The following is a 17,043-nucleotide window of genomic DNA, read 5'->3' on the forward strand; positions in this document are numbered from 1 at the left end:
ATCAGCGCTTTCTTCGTGTGAACACCCCCTTCTTCACGGTAAGGTAGATGAGGAGCACGAACAGCACCATCACCAATGCCAGGAGAATCGTTGTTTCCAGGGTCAGGGTCGCCTGCGTGGATGACGTCTTATCGCCAGTCACGGCCAGACCGCTGCTCGGGATGTTGACCTTTGGCAGTTCGGGCGAGAACACGTAGTTGAATGACGTGCTGTCGTTACCCGCCGACTGGATAAGGATGCTCGCGGTCGGGTTCAGGGCCGGGGCGACCGACGTGGAGTTCGGCAGCATTGAGAACTCGATGTACTTGAAGCTCTGGCTGGTGACGGTAACGTTCACCTGGTCCACGTAGTTCCCGGTGCTCTTCAGGGACACGTCCCATCCCTGCGCCCTCAACGCATCCCTGTTGACGACCGATACGAAGTACGTGTCGTCGATGTTGCCGTTGTTGTTTATCTTGATCTGATACCGATAGTTCGTTCCGTTGTTGGCATAGACCTGCGCTTGAGTGGCGTTGACCTCGAAACGGGGCACGATCGTGACGTTGGCCAGTGTCGTCGCCACCACCGATGAGTCGTTGGCGGAGGTAGCGGTGAACGTTATCGAGTTCTGGGTGACCTTGACCGTCTTCGACGGGGTTATGGTCATCTGGACGGTCGTGACCCCGGTCGCACCGAAATCGAGGGTTACGCTGTTCTTCGACAACGTTATGTTCCAACCGGCCAGAGAGGCGGCCAAACTGTAAGTGTCGGCCAGATCACCGGTGTTGGTCACAGAGATGTTGTACACCGCTGTCTGGTTGGCGCTCAGGGTGGCCTTCTGGGACGGATCCCAATAGACCTTGACGCTGCGAGTGCTGGCGCGTTCCAGGACGATGTTGAGCAACGTATCCGCCGTCAGCGTCTGGGTGACGGTCTTGGTGTATGGGATGTTGGATCCCTGCTCTACCAGCGTCGTCGTCGCCTTCACATCATAGCTGCCAGCGGGAAGGAGGACGGAGTAAGTGCCATCCGGCGCGCTGCTGGCTGTCATGTTCCCGACGGAAGAGAAGGTCAGAACGGACTGCACCGGCAAGGCCCCAACCGAGGTGGTGCCATGGATCGTAAACCCAGGCACCAGCTGGATGTTCATTGTCTGGTTCAGGTAGCTCGTTACCGTGACCTTGCCCAGGAATGTTCCGCTCGTACCGCCGTTGGCATACGCACTGTATGTGCCAGGCGCGAGCTGGACATTGATGGAACCGGATGCCGTGGTATAGTTGGCCCATATCGCGGTAGGCGAATCGGGCGCGAAGCTTATCGTTCCGGACGCGGCCGTCGCTCCCACTCCGATCATTGTACCGGTCACTGTACTGTTATCGAACGACCTGACAGTGTCCAGATTCAACGGGAAGGTGACTGTTCCTACATTGATGGTTGCTGCGCCGGTGTACCTCAGGTAGCGGCTCAACCCATTGAGGGTGCCGAGCGTGTGCACATCGACCCTGACGGTCAGCTGGCTCGAGGGCATGTATACCCCCAGATAACCAGTGGCGTTGGTCGTTGCGTTGTACGTCGCCCCGTTCGGAGAGCTGAAGGAAAGAGAGGCACTGGCATTCAGCTGCTTCCCTCCATTTTGGACCTGCACCTGCACCAGGCTTGCGGGCGAGGCGATCACGTCGTAAGCGCCAGGCCCAGTAACGGTGGTCGTGTTGAACAGCGCGAGATGACCGGCCGTCGAGCTGACGTCCGCATAGACCCCGTATACCCCGGACATGAGATAGATGCTGTACGCAGCCCCGGCGGCAAAGCTCTGTGTCCTGACGTCCTTGCCGGTAAATGTCAGCGTGGTGGCTCCGCCGGCGGAGACGCCTGTCACCAATACCCGTTCCACCACCGGCAGGCTGAGTGCCGTGGCATTCTGTCCGATGCGGATGGTCAGCGGAACGTTGCCCGCCTGCAGCTGGTATTGGTCATTGCTGTCGGTGGTCACGTTCTCGCTGATAGTGATGTTATACTGTCCGGGACGGACGCTCAACGTCAGATCCCCAGCGGCCGATGTGACCCCTTTGACCGTGATCGCGCCTTTGCCGACCGCGGTCAGCGTTACGGTCAACGGCTTCAACGGCGCTCCGCCGTTGAACGTAGTGGTCAGGGAAACGGTGCGGTTCGTCGGGACAAGCTTGATGTTGTTGACCGTAGAGGTGTTGAAATCAGCGTAGGTGACGCTGTAGGTCACATAGTTGATCAGCGACTCGGTCATGGTGTAGGTGCCATTGATCACCAAGGGCACGATGTATGCCCCGGTGCTGTCGGTATAGAAGGTGACCTGTTCGCCCGCCTGGTTCGTAACCGTGATGGTCGCGTTCCCGATGCCTTCCGACGAACCCATGGACCCATCGAAATTGGAGTCGAACCACACCTTACCAGAGAGCGTGACCGCGTTCACCATCGTGATGTTCTGCACACCGGTCCCAGGCAAGGTAAGGTCAGCCCAATAGACCGAGGTGCTGCCTGCGTAAACATAGATCGAGTAGACCCCCGACGGGAGCAGTACCTTTGCTCCACCAGTCTGGTTTGATACCGCATAGACTGCGGCTGGGCTCGACTTTGACTTTATGACGAACTGAACCCCGTTCAGGGTGGCCGAGACCACCTGCAGGTTAGTGGCGGTCGCTTCCGCGAGAACCATGTTCTGAGTCACCGAGCCGGCGAGGCCGGTCACGTTGGCCAGAGCAACCAGCTGGACCCCTTTGACGGTGGCGAAAGAGTACACCGTGTAATTGTCAAGGGGCACCGTGATCGAATAGTCCCCGTTGGCGTTCGCTTCCGTCCAGATCTGCCTCTTGCCATTCATTATCTCGATCTGTGCGAACGGGATGGCGTTGCCATTATTGGACGCGTGCCCGCTCACCGTCATCGCGGAGTATATCGTGAGCGCCTTGTTGAGCGTCTCACCGGCGGTCAGGCTGTAGGTCTGGCTTCCCAGGCTCATCAGGGAGCTGGCCGAGCTCAGAGAATAGTTGCCGGAGAACAGCAGATCATAGGTGAACTGACCGGCGGAGCTGGTCGTGGTGTTGATCAACCGACCAGTGGTAAGGTCCCTCAACTGGAGCTGGACATTCTGCGCCACATCGCCCGAGGGCAGCATGATGACGCCCTTTACCTGGGCCGGCTTGATCGCCAGATCTTTAGTGATGTTGCCGTTCTTCGGGTTCAGGTCAACGGAAACGCTGCCGATGATGTGACCCTGGTATATGGCATACATGTTGACGGTGGCCGGGGGCAGACCAAGGAACGAGTAACCGGTCGCGGTGCTTACCTGGCTCTTGAAGTAACCGGTGGTCTTGTTCTGCAGCACGACGGTGGCTCCGGTGATCAGGATGTCGGTCCCGACATCGAACACCGAATCGCCGTCCCTGTCCCAGTATGCTTTACCGGACAGGCTGGCGGCGGTCAGATTGATATCGCCGTTGATCACCTTCTGATTTCCCCCCGCTCCGGTCGCTCCCATGGCCTCAGCATAGCTGATCGGATACGATTTGGTGGATATGATCGTGGCCAGTTGGGTCACGTTGTCCAGCGTGCCATAGCTGTAGGCGATGGTGGTGTTGCCGAACGGCGCGATTATGCTGTAGTTCCCGTTGGCGTCGGTCTTGACCGTCTGGTGCGGTATGCCGTACGGATAGTACGTCGGATCCCGGTTATCGTCCAGGGCGGTCACGTAGACGTTCGGCATTGGTTCCTTGGTCTGTTCCGACAGCACGGTGCCAGATATCGTCACTCCGTCATAGTACTGGAGGAAGACGACAGCGCTGAACAATCCACCGGCGGACAGGTCGACCGTTCCGTTCATCTTGCCGGCACTTATCAAAGCCCTGTACTCCTGCCCCTGGGTATAGTTGATGGCTACCCAGGAATCGGTGTGGTTGCTATAGTCGGTGTACGGATTGAAATAGGCCGTACGGTAGACCATCCTGAAATGGGTCATGTTCCAGCCTTGCATAGGCTGGTAATAGCTAAGGCTTCCGCTTATGCCTGGGATGCCCTGGCTAGTCAGACCGATGTCGTAAGGCCCGTAGCCCATGAAGGCGCGGTACAACATCGTCTTGTAGAACAGCGGGGTATAGTGTATGGCGTAACTGACGATCGTCATCGATGATGTCACGTCCGCCAGCGCATGCTCGGTACCGTATTGGTCCACCGCGGTTATGGTGTAGTAGTCCAACGGTGCGTTCGACAGGGGATCGATCCTCTGATCCGACAACTTCGCCGGTGCGTAGAATATGTTCTGACTGGTGGCCGAGAATGGGAACAGACGGCTGTCTACCGCGAAATACCCGATGTTGTAGCCGGTCAGGCCGCGCAGGTCGTGGTAAAGCGATACCAGCTTGTTCTCGCCGATCTTGGACAGTTCGACCCGGGCGGCCGCATAGTATGCGTTCAACACAGAGAGGTCGGTATCGTATGGCCCATAGATGGCTGGATTGTTCTTGACCACGTTGACATAGTCTGACGGCCGGTACAGGATGTGATACATCTCGTTGTAGTTGACACCGTAGGTCAGGAGCAGGTCAATCGCCGAACGGGACATATCGGTGCTGTTGCTCAGGCCAACCTTCTCGATTATCCTGGTCACCATCAGAGCGATCGCTCCGGTCTCGTTCGAGCACATCAGGAACGACCCGGCCACCTGATATCCATTCTGGAAATTGTCAGCAACCGTCGGGTGGCCGCCCGCCTGTACTGCTTCAAATCCGTAATCCCACCATGAGATATAGGCGGGTCTTTCCAGAGGGTTCGCGATGCCGCTATCCCTTTCATTCAACCATGACCATGCCGCTGGGTAATAGGTCGTTGGCAACGGCAGATCATATGAGAAGGCTCCCAAGTACCAGGTTCCATTATTAAGGTCGTATTTCGACGGCTTTAGGAAGTCTGGTGTGGCCAGGTAGATCTGCTTATCGTATGTTTTCTTGGTCTGGTTAGGAATCCCCGCATCTAGAGCGGTCCACGCGTTGGGCAGGATGACGAGACCTAGCACCACCAGGAACACGAACACGTGCCGGAACTTGATCGATTTGCGCAGGTTGCGCAGCAAGCTGCCCCGCGAACCGGCCATCGATTTGTAGAACTCGCTGAACTGGGCCCGTTCGATGATCAGCATCAGGATCCAGCCCGCCATCACGGCGAAGGCCGGCGTGGCGTTGAAAACGAACCTCCCCGCGGAGGCGGCCATGTAGATGGACACACCCGTCCATACGACAAGGAACACCAGGTACGGGGTCAGGTTCTTAGGGATCCTGACCGCTGCATAGCCGACCCCGAACAGGGCTAGCCAGAACGTGACCGCACCGAATGACAGTGCCAGCGTAGAGAACGCCGGTGCCGTCGCCTCAGATATGGTCGAGTACAACTTGCTCTTCACCAGGTATCCTTGGCCAGATACGATGGCGTTAAAGAAGTTCGGAGATACTATATAGAACGCGATCAGCGCGATGACCGATATCGCCGCTATGACCGGAAGGGTGATGGTCCACGGGTAATCCCTGGTCACCACGAATATCATTCCAGCTATGACCGCGACCAGGAACATCTCCACCGGGGTATCGAGCCATGTCTGGACATAGTTCATCTGGATGTACAGCGGCGCCATCACCAGGAAGGCGACGGCGAACATGATGCCTATCGATGCCACAACACCGAGGGAATCGGCGTTCCGGAATCGATCGACCAACAGCTGAACGATCAGATATGCCAGTATGATGATGAGGACATAGGTATAACCGGTCCAGATCATAGCCACCAGCGCGACGCACACGCCTGCCAGGGCCGCATAGAGCATTGAAACGCCGTTCAAAGACCCAAAGGACCTTAGACCTTTTTTCACCTCTGAGAAACTGCTCCATTTGGAGACCCACCTATCCCCTTTTATGGTCTGCAATGCACGAAGCAGGAAATAGAACGCGAACACCACGAAGAACAAGACCATTGCATCGTGGTCAGCATCGGAGAATATCGAACGTTCGATGTTGCCCGCCATCAGGGCGAACAGTAGTGCCGCCAATATCGCTGGCTTCTTCCCGAAGGCCGCCTTGGTGAGCAGGTAGACCGGGATGGTCGTCAGGGCGCCCCATATGGCCGTCGAGAACACCAGTGCGAAGCCGAGCCCGTCCGTCAATGTCATTCCCGTCACCGTATGCAAGAACATACCGGCTACCGCGACCGACCAATCGTACAGAGGAGGCCTTTCGTTCCTGATCCCCCATGGATAGTTGAGCATGTTGTCCTGGACGACGTGCTGACCGGTATTCGCCACGTTGTCGATAACACGCTCGTGGTAGTACGAGTCAGAACCGCCGGAGACAAGGAAACCGTTGTCAACCGAGGTCGAGTATCCAAAGTAAGTCCTGACGAAAAAGGCCAGGAATACTATTAGCACGATGATGAGCGCCGTTTGCCAGTTTCTTCCCAGCCAGGTATTCGAGAATCTCGAATTCAGTCTGGAAATTCCTGCGGAACGCTTCTTCTCGGCAGGGCTTTTCGACCCTTCCTCTGATGATGCCATCTATATTCTCCTGAGGAAAACTAGCAGTTGATGCAGAACGAGCTATTAAAACCTTAGTCCAAATATTTGGCATTTATCTCTATTGTCTGGATAGGACAATACTGACCCTTTGCGAAGACCTAATTTTTCAGATGTTTGATTTCTTCGATGTATCGGCCCGCTGCCGCTCTCGGGTCCGGGTCACCATAGATCGCCCGGCCCACGATGACGTAATCTGCACCCATCTCAAGCGCTTTTGTGGCAGAACCGCCCTGGGCCCCAACACCGGGGGACAATATCGAGAGGTTCGGTCCGATGATCTGCCTAATGGCCCTGACCCTTTCCGGACGGGTGGCCGGTGCGATGACCCCGGAAGCGCCGCAGTCCACCGCTATCCTTGCCAGCCTCTCTGCCGCCGGTGCGGTGAACTCCAATCCGCCCGGGTGGCTCATTTCCGTGACCACATAGATATCCTTGCCATCGGCGGCCTCTACCGCTGCCTTGACCGAATCGCTTCCGGTGAACGCATGGACAATGACCCCGGAAGCACCACGTCTTACCGCCTCGGAGACGATGAGCCTGTTGGTGTTCGGTATGTCCGCTACCTTGAAATCGCAGACCACCTCCGAAGAACGGGAAAGCCTGGTGATGATCTCGGGTGAGGTTGAAAGGACAAGAGGCCAATTGATCTTTATGGCGTCGACCAGGTCGCCTACCGCTTCGGCCACATCCATGGCCTTACGCTCGTCTGTCTCGTCCAACGCCAGAATGAGCCTCGACCTTTTCCGCATGTCTTCGCCTTGGAGGGGGAATGGTTGTTCCCTTAGTATCTTTTCCGTCTTCCGGGGAAGTTTTTATTAATCCGGTCGGCGTCCGAAGCACGATGGTTCAGATCAGGCGAATGCAGGCAGGGTCCTGCTATACCGGCGACCTGCCGGAAGGCTGCCTCCAGTGCAGGAAAGGATCAAAAATGGTCCTGCTGGTGACCGGACGATGCCGTATGACCTGCTATTACTGCCCCCTTTCGGAAAGGAAGAAGGGAAAGGACCTGATCTTCGCCAACGAACGCCAGGTGTTCTCTGACGAGGACATACTGGACGAGGCCCGGAGCATTGGGGCGCAGGGCACCGGCATAACCGGCGGCGATCCCCTGGACGTCATGGACCGGACGATGCATTACATCATGCTGCTGAAAACGGAGTTCGGACCTGAACATCATATTCATCTTTACACCTCGACGGTCGATGGCAAGAAGTTCCAAGCCCTTGTCCAAGCTGGATTGGACGAGCTCAGGATCCACCCTCAGGTGGAGACTTGGGAACACCTCGACCTGGAAAGGATAGCTGAGTCGATCAAGGATCTAGGCATCCCGGTCGGGTTCGAGGTACCAGCCATTCCTGGTGAGGAAAGGGGACTGGAATGCCTGATCGATTTCGCTGACCGTAACGGATTTGATTTCGTCAACCTCAACGAGCTTGAGTTCTCGTCCACGAACGCCGAGGCCATGAAGGACCGCGGCTTTGAGGTGATCGATGATGTCTCCAGCGCGGTGAAGGGAAGCGCCGTGATGGCCAAGGGACTGCTCAAGAAGGAGCGTCGGGTGGCGGTCCATTTCTGCACATCCAGCTTCAAGGACGCGGTCCAGCTGAGGAACCGGATCAAGCGCCGGGCCAGAAGAGTGGCGGAAAAGCACGATCTGGTCACTGAGGAGGGATTGCTGATCAAAGGTATCATCGAGACCACTGATCCAGAAGCGGTGGCGATTCGATTGCGCTCAGAGTTCGATGTGCCGGAAACGATGATGAAGGTAGACCCGGAGAGGAAGCGGCTCGAAGTGGCGTCCTGGATCCTTGAGGACCTGTATCCCGAGTTGGGAATGGAGTGCTATATCATCGAGGTCTACCCGACGGCAGACCGGCTCGAGGTCGAACGCAGGCCGCTACGCTGAACGAAAGGAATGGAAAAATCGGAAAAAAAGATCTACCCGTTCAGGCGACGCTGATGCTCTGAACGTTATGGTGCCGGTTCACGATGTCCCTGGCGATCTTCAGGTTGCGCCCGTTCTTGCCGATGGCGCGTCCCTTGACCTTCGGGTCAACGGTGACCGTGGCATGCACGATGTTGCCGCGGTTCTCGATGACGACCCCTTGAACATTGTAGTTGTAGAACACGTTCTTGATGAACGTCTCCGGGTCGTCCGAGTACTCGACCACCTGGATGTTCTTTCCGGTGGTGTTCTTGAGCCGTATGACATTCTCGCCGGCCTTGCCCACTGCCCGGTTGGCCTGGCCTGGGTCGACGACGAAGACCAGTTTGTCCTCTGTCTCCAGACAGTCCTTGACGTGGGTCCTGGTTACTGACTCGAACAGGGCGATGTACCTGAGCGTCTCTTCGGTGAAAGTGATCTCTGCCATATCATCCCAACGAAAGAATGTTAGATGCGCCCTTGTCGATTATTGCGATTGCCGAAACCGAGAATGGTTTACCAGCCAAGGCCCCGAGGTCCATGTTCGTGCCTTCATACACGTGGACCGGGACGCCATGGGTCTTCGACATGAGGAACTCGCTCGGGCAGTTGTTTGAAACGACCAGTAGCTTAGCCTCTCCGCTTTTGACTGCTTTCTCTGCTTGCTGTACACCGAATACCACCTTGCCAGTGGTTATTGCGGTCTTTAAAGCTCTTCCCATATCAATCATTTTTACTGCCCCCTACGATTAGGTGCATATACCAGGTTGACGGCTCCGGTGCCGAGAGTAACCGGCTGCCCCACTATAATGTTTTCTGCAACGCCGTCTAGGTGATCCACCTCTCCGGTCAACGCCGCGTGCAACAAGTGCGCCGCGGTGATTTCGAACGCTGCTCTGGCCAGGACGCTAGACTTCCGGCCGGAGATACCGTGACGGCCAATCGCCTTCACATCCCCGTCGTTGGTCATGAGGTCCGCGACCAGCATGATGTGCCTTATGTCCACTGTCAGACCCTGTTCGTCCAGGGTCTTGGACGCTTCGTCGATGATCGAGTTGCGCGCCGCTTCGACGCCTAGCACCTCGTAGATCTCCTGGATGGAGTTCGTCGAGGTCCTCTTCTTGTCCACACGGTCCTTCTCCAAAACCTTCTGGAGATTGGAGCCCTCGGTGTAGATGACATACTCGTCCATCGCCTTCTCCTTCCGGATGATGGCGCGGTGGATGCCTTCGATCCCTTGGATCTTGGAATCCTTGACCACGTCGATGATGTTCTGCAGTTTCTTGAAGGACGGCTCCTCCGAGGACAGCACGATGGTTTCATCGACGATCTCGATCTTGCCCTTCAGACCGCGTATCTTGCTCAGCCTTTCGTGGATCAGCTCCAGGGTGAGCCCTTTCTTCTCCATCTTCCGAGCGTCGGGACGAACTACGACGCGCATGTTGTTGCTGTCCGGCTCTATGGTCGCGATATCCAAGACCTTGGTCGTCTCGATCTCGGAGGCGATGCGCCTGACCTCATCCACATCGTTCCTGTACTTCGGCTCGATGTAGATGTTCATCATCGGGGTCGAAGGGATACGCCTGGCATCCACGATCTCGATCAGCCTCGGCAGACCCAAGGTAACGTTGATTTCCGCCACTCCTGCGTAGTGGAAGGTACGCATGGTCATCTGAGTGCCTGGTTCACCGATCGATTGCGCCGCCAATATCCCGGCCGACTCGTTCGGGTCCATCATGTGGTCCCCATACCGCTCGCCAGCCCGCTTCAGGATCTTCTCGATCTTGGCCTGCGGGACGCCTATGCCGTCGATCCTGTCCGCCAGATCATGGATGACCTTCTTCGACAGCTTGATGTTGAGCTTCTTGCACGTGTCATCCAGGTGCTTCTCGAAGGTGCTCGGCTTGCGCTGCTTGTCCGGGATGCTGATGTCGAACTTCTTGGCGGTCGCTTCCGGCTCCGCTGCCTTGCGGATGGTCTTTCGTATCGGGGTCCGCTTCGACTTCTGGGCGTTCAGCTTCTCCAGGACGTCGACAACCTCATCCTTGGCCAGACCGGCTGCGAGCAGGTCCTCCTTGGTGGCGTTCTCGACCTCTCCGATGGAGGCGAACTTGGTGGTGATCTTGTCGGCGACGTCGTCTGCGATCTTGCGGCGACGGAGCGCGTTGATCGTGTCCTTGCGTGCCATTACTCTTCACCTCCGCCCTCGAACTCGACTTCCTCTGACTCCTCTTCCTCTTCGGAGAGCTCCATCAGGTCCTTCTCGACGGTACCATAGGTGCCGACCTTCTTGTCCTCGATGCGCTGCAGCAGTTCGGCTTCGTCACCGAGCACTTCCAGCAGCACGTCGTCGATGTCGATCGCTTCCCCGCCGACGCCGCGGCACGGGTCGATGCCATCCTCGCCGTATTCGAACTGGATGATGCTGTCGGCGGTGTTCCTGACGGTATGGTCCTGCTTCAGCTTGAGGTCCTCCAGAGCGTTGATCAACCGCCTCTGCATGTAACCTGACCGGCTGGTACGGACGGCGGTATCGACCAGTCCTTCACGACCTCCCATGGAGTGGAAGAAGAACTCGGTCGGTGTCAGCCCGGACTTGTAGGAGTTGGTGACGAATCCCTTGGCCTTCGCACCCAGGTCTCCCTGTCGGAAGTGCGGCAAGGTCCTGTTCCAATATCCCCTCGACAGCCTCTCACCTCTGACCGCCTGCTGCCCGATGCAGCCGGCCATCTGGGAAAGGTTAAGCATGGAACCTCTTGCTCCGGATTTGGCCATTTGGACCGCGGCGTTCTCCAGACCGAGCTGGTCTCCTGCGATCCGACCGGCTTCGTCTCTTGCCCGTCCCAGCTCCTTCATGGCCTCGACCTCAAGGGTCTCCTCCATGGATCGTCCAGGCATCTGTTCCAGCTCGCCCTTGCGGTATGCGGTGACCAGCTGGTCGACCTTGTCCGAGGCGTTCTGAAGCATGTCCTGGATCTGTAGCTGGGATTCCTTCGGGATATCCTCGTCGTCTATGCCAGTGGAGAATCCCTTCACCATGATGGCGCCGATGGCGATCTTGGTAACGCTGTCCAGGAACTCGCGCGAGTAGTTCGACCCATAGTCGCGAGCGATCTTGTCCAGGATCTTACCTTTCATCGATCCGATGGCCTTCTCGTCGATCGTTCCGGTCAGAAGCTTTCCGTCCTTGATCCTTACGTAGGCGTCGTTCTCGCACTTGTCCTTCTTGCACTGCGTGCACTTCTCGCAGATGGAGGACTTGAACACCACCCGCATGTCCTTGGGCAGGATGGAGGAGAAGATCATCTTCCCGGTCCAGAATTCCTTTCCGTCCTTGATGAGCGGTGGTGGCAGCTCGTTCCCCTTCAGCCTGGAGGTGATTATCAGGGTCTGGCTCTTGTTGAAGAGCGGGTTGTTGTGCGTGAGCATGTACGTTCCGGTGATGTGGTCGTGGATGGCACCGATGACCGGACCTCCGAACCTGGGCGACAGGATGTGCTCCTGCACCTTCATCAGTATGGTGGCTTCGGCCCGAGCCTCCTCGGACTGCAGCACGTGCATGTTCATCTCGTCCCCGTCGAAATCAGCGTTGTATGGCGGGCAGACGCACAGGTTCAGCCTGAAGGTCTTCCCTGGCATGACCCGGACGGTGTGCGCCATCATCGACATCCTGTGCAGCGACGGTTGCCGGTTGAATAGAACGATATCGCCGTCCATCAGGTGCCTCTCGATGACGAAGTTGACCTCGACCGTCTCTGAGACCGTCTCGGCGTTCTTGTCGGTGACCCTGATCCTTCTTCCGTCTGGCCGGATGACATAGTTGACACCCGGGATGTAGTTCTCGGTGTGGGGCGTCGGTCCGCGCTTGACCATATCCTTCAGGATTGCCAGGTTCGCCGTGGTCACGTGGACCGGCAGCGTCAGCTCCCTGGCCGCTTCCGTGGGTACCCCGACCTCATTGATCGACAATGCGGGGTCAGGAGAAATCACGGTACGGGCGGAGAAGTTGACACGCTTACCTGACAGGTTGGAACGGAACCTGCCTTCCTTACCTTTCAATCTCTGGACCAATGTCTTCAACGGACGGCCGGACCGGTGCCTTGCGGGCGGTATTCCGGACGTCTGGTTGTCGAAGTAGGTGGTGATATGGTACTGCAACAGCTCCCATAGGTCCTCGACGATCAGCTGCGGCGCGCCCGCGTCACGGTTCTCACGCAGACGCTGGTTGATCCTCAGCACATCGACGAGCTTGTGGGTAAGGTCATCTTCCGACCGGTCACCGGACTCCAGGGTGATGGAGGGACGTACCGTTACCGGCGGGACCGGCAGCGCCGTAAGGACCATCCATTCGGGACGGCAGGACGCCGGGTCTATGCCCAGTGGCACCAGGTCTGCGTCCGGTATCCTTTCCAGACGCTCGCGGACCTCCTTCGGGGTCAGCTTGTGGCCGTCCTCGCGGAAGGTGGTCGGCTTGTCCAGGGTGATCTTCAGCTGTTCGGCGCCGCAGTGCGGGCATACTTGCCTGGAAGCGGCGTCCTTGGCGGTGTCCTTGGATACCAGGCGGACATCCATCGAGTCGCCTCCCAGCTCCTCGACCTGCTCCATCGTCTCACGGTACTCTTTGGCCTGCTCCTCGGTGAGCAACAGGCGTCCGCAGGAGCGGCAGGTTGACTGCAGCAGCTTCTTGATCTCCTTCATGAACCCGACGTGCACCACCGGCATGGCCAGGTCGATGTTGCCGAAGTGTCCGGGACATTCGTCGACCTTGTGCCCGCAGGTCTTGCATCGAAGACCCGGTTCGATGACGCCCAAATGAGGGTCCATCAGACCCATGTCGATGGGGAAGCCGTCGTCGTCGTACGTGTCGGCGGTGATGATCTTTGTGGCCGACATCTTCCTGATCTCGTCAGGAGAGAGGCAGCTGAACTTGATCGAACCTATCCTCTTTGAAACCCCTCGCATCATCGCAAGTCCTCCAGTTGAAGACGCATGGCGACCCCAAGCGACAGCAGCTCATCGAGGAGCAGCTTGAACGCATAAGAGGTCTGGACCAAGTGGACGTTGGTGTTGTTGCCGCACACCGGACAGCGCAGCGAACCGCGCCGGTCGAGCATGGCCATATGGCCGCAGCTCGGGTTGCCGCATACGTATTGGAACGTTCCGTCGGACTCGTCCAGCAGACGGTCCTTTATGACCATCGCGGCACCGTGACCGATGAGACAATCCCTTTCCATCTCACCGAACCTCAGACCACCTTGCCTGGAACGGCCCTCGGTAGGTTGCCTGGTCAATATCTGGACCGGCCCCCTCGACCGGACGTGCATCTTACCTGACACCATGTGGTGCAGTTTCTGGTAATAGATGACGCCGATGAAGACGTCCGCTCCGATCATCTGACCGGTGAGACCATCATACATGACCTCCCTGCCGGAGTGGTTGAACCCGTTGCGCACCAAAGCCTCTCGTATGGCATCTTCCCTCTCACCGGAGAATGGGGTACCGTCGATTAGCCTCGACTCCATGGAGCCGACCTTCCCTCCGACCATCTCCAGGATGTGGGCGACGGTCATACGGGACGGGATAGCATGCGGGTTGATGACCAGGTCGGGGATGATGCCGTCGGTCGTGAACGGCAGGTCCTCTGGCGGTGCGATCAGGCCGATGACTCCCTTCTGCCCGTGCCTGGACGCGAATTTGTCACCCAGCTCGGGTATCCTCTCGTCACGGACCCGGATCTTGACCAGACGGGAACCGTTCTCCGATTCCGTCAGCATGACCGAATCGACCCATCCGGTCTCACCGGCACGGCAGGTGATGGAGGTCTCACGCCTCTTCTGAGGGGTGAGGAAGTCGGTCTCTTCTTCCAGGAACCTCGGGGGTGATGTTTTGCCGATCAGCACGTCACCGCCGGTGACGGAGGTCTCCGGGCTGATCAGTCCGTCCTCTCCCAGGTTGCTGTATGAAAGGTCCTGCCTTGCTCCCCTTACGTCCGGTGGCGGGATCTCGAAGTGATCTTCCTGGCCTCCAGGGTAGCGGCGCTCCTCCGCACGGTAGGTCCTCATGAACGAGGAACGGCCCAGCCCGCGTTCGACACTGGCCCGGTTCAGGATAAGCGCATCTTCCATGTTGTAGCCGTGGTAGGACAGGATCGCGACCACGAAGTTCTGTCCAGCCGGTCTCTCGTTGAACGCGACGAACTCCATGGTCTTGGTCTGCACCATAGGCTTCTGCGGGTAGTGCATGACGTGACCGCGGGTATCCGGCCTCTTCCGGTAGTTGCTGGAAGCCAATCCCAGCGACTGCTTGGACATACCTGCTCCCATTGTGACACGTGGAGAGGAGTTGTGCTCAGGGTAAGGAACCAGTCCGGCGCATACCCCCAGAATGACCATCGGGTCCACTTCCATATGAGTATGGTCCTTCTGCATCAGCAGCTTTCCGGATATGATCTGGTTACAGTGCTTGCACTTCAGATTGGCCTGCTTGTCGGTCGTTCCCGGGTTCATCCAGTCGACATCGATCGGGGACAGCGCTCGGGAGCACTTGTCGCAGCGTTCCGGCACCTCGAAGGGGTCGACGCAAATGAAGGCGTCCTCCTCTTCCTCGGCATCGATCCATTCCAGCACGCCCTCGCGTATCAGGTCGGACCACTTGCTCTTGCCCTCGCGGATGTCCTCGATGTTCTTGCGGGTCAGAGCCAGTTTTCCATCGTTGACGACCAGCAGCGGCCTTCTGAGACGACCTTCATCGCAGTTGATGATCACCTCGTCCATCTCATGGTCGAAACGGATGTTGATCTCATGGGACAGCAGACCGCTGCGCCGGCGGTGGCGCATCTCGGCGATGAGCTCTTTGGCCTTCTCGGAGACCCCTTTCAGATCACCGTTGACGTAAACGCGGGTGCCGCTCTTCTGTCCCTTGACCTCCTTGACTCCGAGGTCCTTCAGCAGATAGGCGACATCCTCCTCGCGGAATCCTTCCGAGACATCGATGATCAGCGCGGCGTTCTTCACCAGTCCGCAGTTCTGACCTTCAGGCGTCTCGCTGGGGCACAATCGGCCCCATTGGGTCGGGTGCAGGTCACGGGCCTCGAAGTGAGGCTGGGACCGGGTAAGTGAAGATGTCACCCGCCTCAGATGAGAGGCGGTGGACATGTTGGACGTGCGGTCCAGCAGTTGCGATACACCTGCCCTTCCGCCCACCCAGTTGCCGGTGGCCAGAGCATGCAGCAACCGATGGGTCAGCAGGTCCGGGCGGATCGCGCTGGCGATCCTCAGGTCCTTCTTCCTGGCGTACGAGCGTTCCAGCTGGTACTTCAGGTCCTTCATCAGGTTGGTGAAAGCGACCCGGAACAGGTCCTCCATCAGGTCGCCGGAGAGCTTCAGCCTCTTGTTGGCGTAGTGGTCCTTATCGTCCTCACCGCGCTTCTCCAGATAGAGCTCCAGGACGGACCTGGCGATCCTGCCGAGGAAGATGGCCTTCTTCATCCGGTCGTCCTTGGTGTCGCCCAGGTGGGGCAGCAGGGACCGGTCGATGATCGACTCGACCTTCTTCAGACGGTACTCCTTTGCCTGACCGGTGGCGAACTTGCGCTCCAGGTACAGGTTCGCGTCTTCCGGGGTGAAGATTCCGTTTGGCGGGAACAGCTTCTTGTCCTGGCATTCCTCGATGTTGGCATAAACGATGTTGTGCATCTCGGGCATGGACGCGACGGCCTCAAAAATCTCCTCGTCCGTCTTCATTCCCAATGCCTTCATGAGGGCTACCAGCGGGATCTGTCCAGATGCTGCTGGCACCGTGACCATCAGCATGCCGTCGCGCTTCTTCTCGACCAGGGTCAGCGCCCTGTGGCCTTCCCTCTGCGAGAACACCTTGGCAACCTCGAGCTTCGTGCCGTAGCGCTCGTTGTACTCGACCATGACACGGTTAGGCGCAAGGTCCTCAAGGGTGATCAGGACCCTCTCTGTTCCGCCGATTATGAAATATCCACCGGGGTCCATGGGGTCCTCGCCGGCCTTCATCAGGCGCTGGCTGTACTCATGGTCGTTGATCTCCCTCTCCTGCTCCATGTTCTCTTTGTAGAGGGTGCACTTCTTTGACTTGACCATGACCGGCAGGTCACCGATGTGGACCCTTTCCGGCTCCTTCTCGATGCCGTCCTCGACGACAGTAAAATCCAGATAGACTGGGGCCAGATAGTTCAGGTTCCTGAGCCTGGCCTCCATCGGGGTGAGGTCGTGGACGTAACCGTTCGCCTCGCGGACGACCGGCAGCCCGACATGTATGGTCGGACGAGACTGGTTGTCGATGTTCCCAGTTTTCTCATCCCGCTTCCTTCCGACGCGGATCTCCACGATCCTGCCATCGGTCTTGTCCGGGTCGAGCCTGATGAACCCTCGGTCCAGGTCCTCCGCCGACACACGCAGGTTGTCGACGATCTTCTGCATCCTGCTGTTCGGGTTGTCCAACGTCGACAGGAAGTCGTCAAAGCTGGAGATATGATGATTTACAATGCTTCTTTCTTTGAAATAGAGTTCGACTAGGTCACGCAACG

General features: G+C 57.8%; 8 protein-coding genes. 1 reads left to right on the forward strand and 7 read right to left on the reverse strand.

Going from position 1 to position 17,043, the window contains the following annotated elements; translation table 11 throughout:
- Position 1 precedes the first annotated feature (1 nt).
- Together VGK23_10850 and pyrF are read right to left on the reverse strand one after the other, a co-directional pair.
- Positions 2-6,544: an STT3 domain-containing protein gene (locus VGK23_10850; GenBank protein HEY3421038.1), complete on the reverse strand. Its 6,543-nt coding sequence runs from the start codon at positions 6,542-6,544 to the stop codon at positions 2-4.
- Positions 6,545-6,663: 119 nt separating this feature from the next.
- Positions 6,664-7,314: an orotidine-5'-phosphate decarboxylase gene (gene pyrF, locus VGK23_10855; protein HEY3421039.1), complete on the reverse strand. Its 651-nt coding sequence runs from the start codon at positions 7,312-7,314 to the stop codon at positions 6,664-6,666.
- A 92-nt stretch (positions 7,315-7,406) separates the two neighbouring features.
- Here pyrF and VGK23_10860 point away from each other — a divergent pair, with 92 nt between their 5' ends.
- Positions 7,407-8,471, forward strand: a complete 1,065-nt coding sequence (locus tag VGK23_10860; GenBank protein ID HEY3421040.1) for a radical SAM protein — start codon at positions 7,407-7,409, stop codon at positions 8,469-8,471.
- A 40-nt stretch (positions 8,472-8,511) separates the two neighbouring features.
- Here VGK23_10860 and VGK23_10865 read toward each other — a convergent pair whose 3' ends face one another.
- Genes VGK23_10865 through VGK23_10885 form a run of 5 tightly spaced genes read right to left on the reverse strand, consistent with a single transcriptional unit; the run spans position 8,512 to position 17,041 of the window.
- Positions 8,512-8,937: a NusA-like transcription termination signal-binding factor gene (locus VGK23_10865; protein ID HEY3421041.1), complete on the reverse strand. Its 426-nt coding sequence runs from the start codon at positions 8,935-8,937 to the stop codon at positions 8,512-8,514.
- Between the two features lies 1 nt (position 8,938).
- Positions 8,939-9,211 carry a 50S ribosomal protein L30e gene (locus tag VGK23_10870; protein HEY3421042.1) on the reverse strand — a complete coding sequence of 91 codons (273 nt, stop codon included), beginning with the start codon at positions 9,209-9,211 and terminating at the stop codon, positions 8,939-8,941.
- Positions 9,212-9,222: 11 nt separating this feature from the next.
- On the reverse strand, positions 9,223-10,677 hold the full coding sequence (gene rpoA2 / locus VGK23_10875; GenBank protein ID HEY3421043.1) for a DNA-directed RNA polymerase subunit A'': 1,455 nt from the start codon (positions 10,675-10,677) through the stop codon (positions 9,223-9,225).
- Positions 10,677-13,454, reverse strand: a complete 2,778-nt coding sequence (locus VGK23_10880; GenBank protein HEY3421044.1) for a DNA-directed RNA polymerase subunit A' — start codon at positions 13,452-13,454, stop codon at positions 10,677-10,679. Before VGK23_10880 ends, rpoA2 begins: the two co-directional genes overlap by 1 nt.
- Positions 13,451-17,041, reverse strand: a complete 3,591-nt coding sequence (locus tag VGK23_10885; protein HEY3421045.1) for a DNA-directed RNA polymerase subunit B — start codon at positions 17,039-17,041, stop codon at positions 13,451-13,453. The genes VGK23_10880 and VGK23_10885 overlap by 4 nt, the downstream gene beginning before the upstream one ends.
- Between the last annotated feature and the right edge of the window lie 2 nt (positions 17,042-17,043).

The sequence above is a fragment of the Methanomassiliicoccales archaeon genome, assembly GCA_036504055.1.
In the GTDB taxonomy this organism is placed as follows: Archaea; Thermoplasmatota; Thermoplasmata; order Methanomassiliicoccales; family UBA472; genus DASXVU01.

Excerpts from the sequence above, each read along its gene's own strand:
- VGK23_10850 (HEY3421038.1), bottom strand. The coding sequence starts at position 6,544 with ATGGCATCATCAGAGGAAGGGTCGAAAAGCCCTGCCGAGAAGAAGCGT.
- pyrF (HEY3421039.1), bottom strand. The coding sequence starts at position 7,314 with ATGCGGAAAAGGTCGAGGCTCATTCTGGCGTTGGACGAGACAGACGAG.
- VGK23_10860 (HEY3421040.1), top strand. The coding sequence starts at position 7,407 with ATGGTTCAGATCAGGCGAATGCAGGCAGGGTCCTGCTATACCGGCGAC.
- VGK23_10865 (HEY3421041.1), bottom strand. The coding sequence starts at position 8,937 with ATGGCAGAGATCACTTTCACCGAAGAGACGCTCAGGTACATCGCCCTG.
- VGK23_10870 (HEY3421042.1), bottom strand. The coding sequence starts at position 9,211 with ATGGGAAGAGCTTTAAAGACCGCAATAACCACTGGCAAGGTGGTATTC.
- rpoA2 (HEY3421043.1), bottom strand. The coding sequence starts at position 10,677 with ATGGCACGCAAGGACACGATCAACGCGCTCCGTCGCCGCAAGATCGCA.
- VGK23_10880 (HEY3421044.1), bottom strand. The coding sequence starts at position 13,454 with ATGATGCGAGGGGTTTCAAAGAGGATAGGTTCGATCAAGTTCAGCTGC.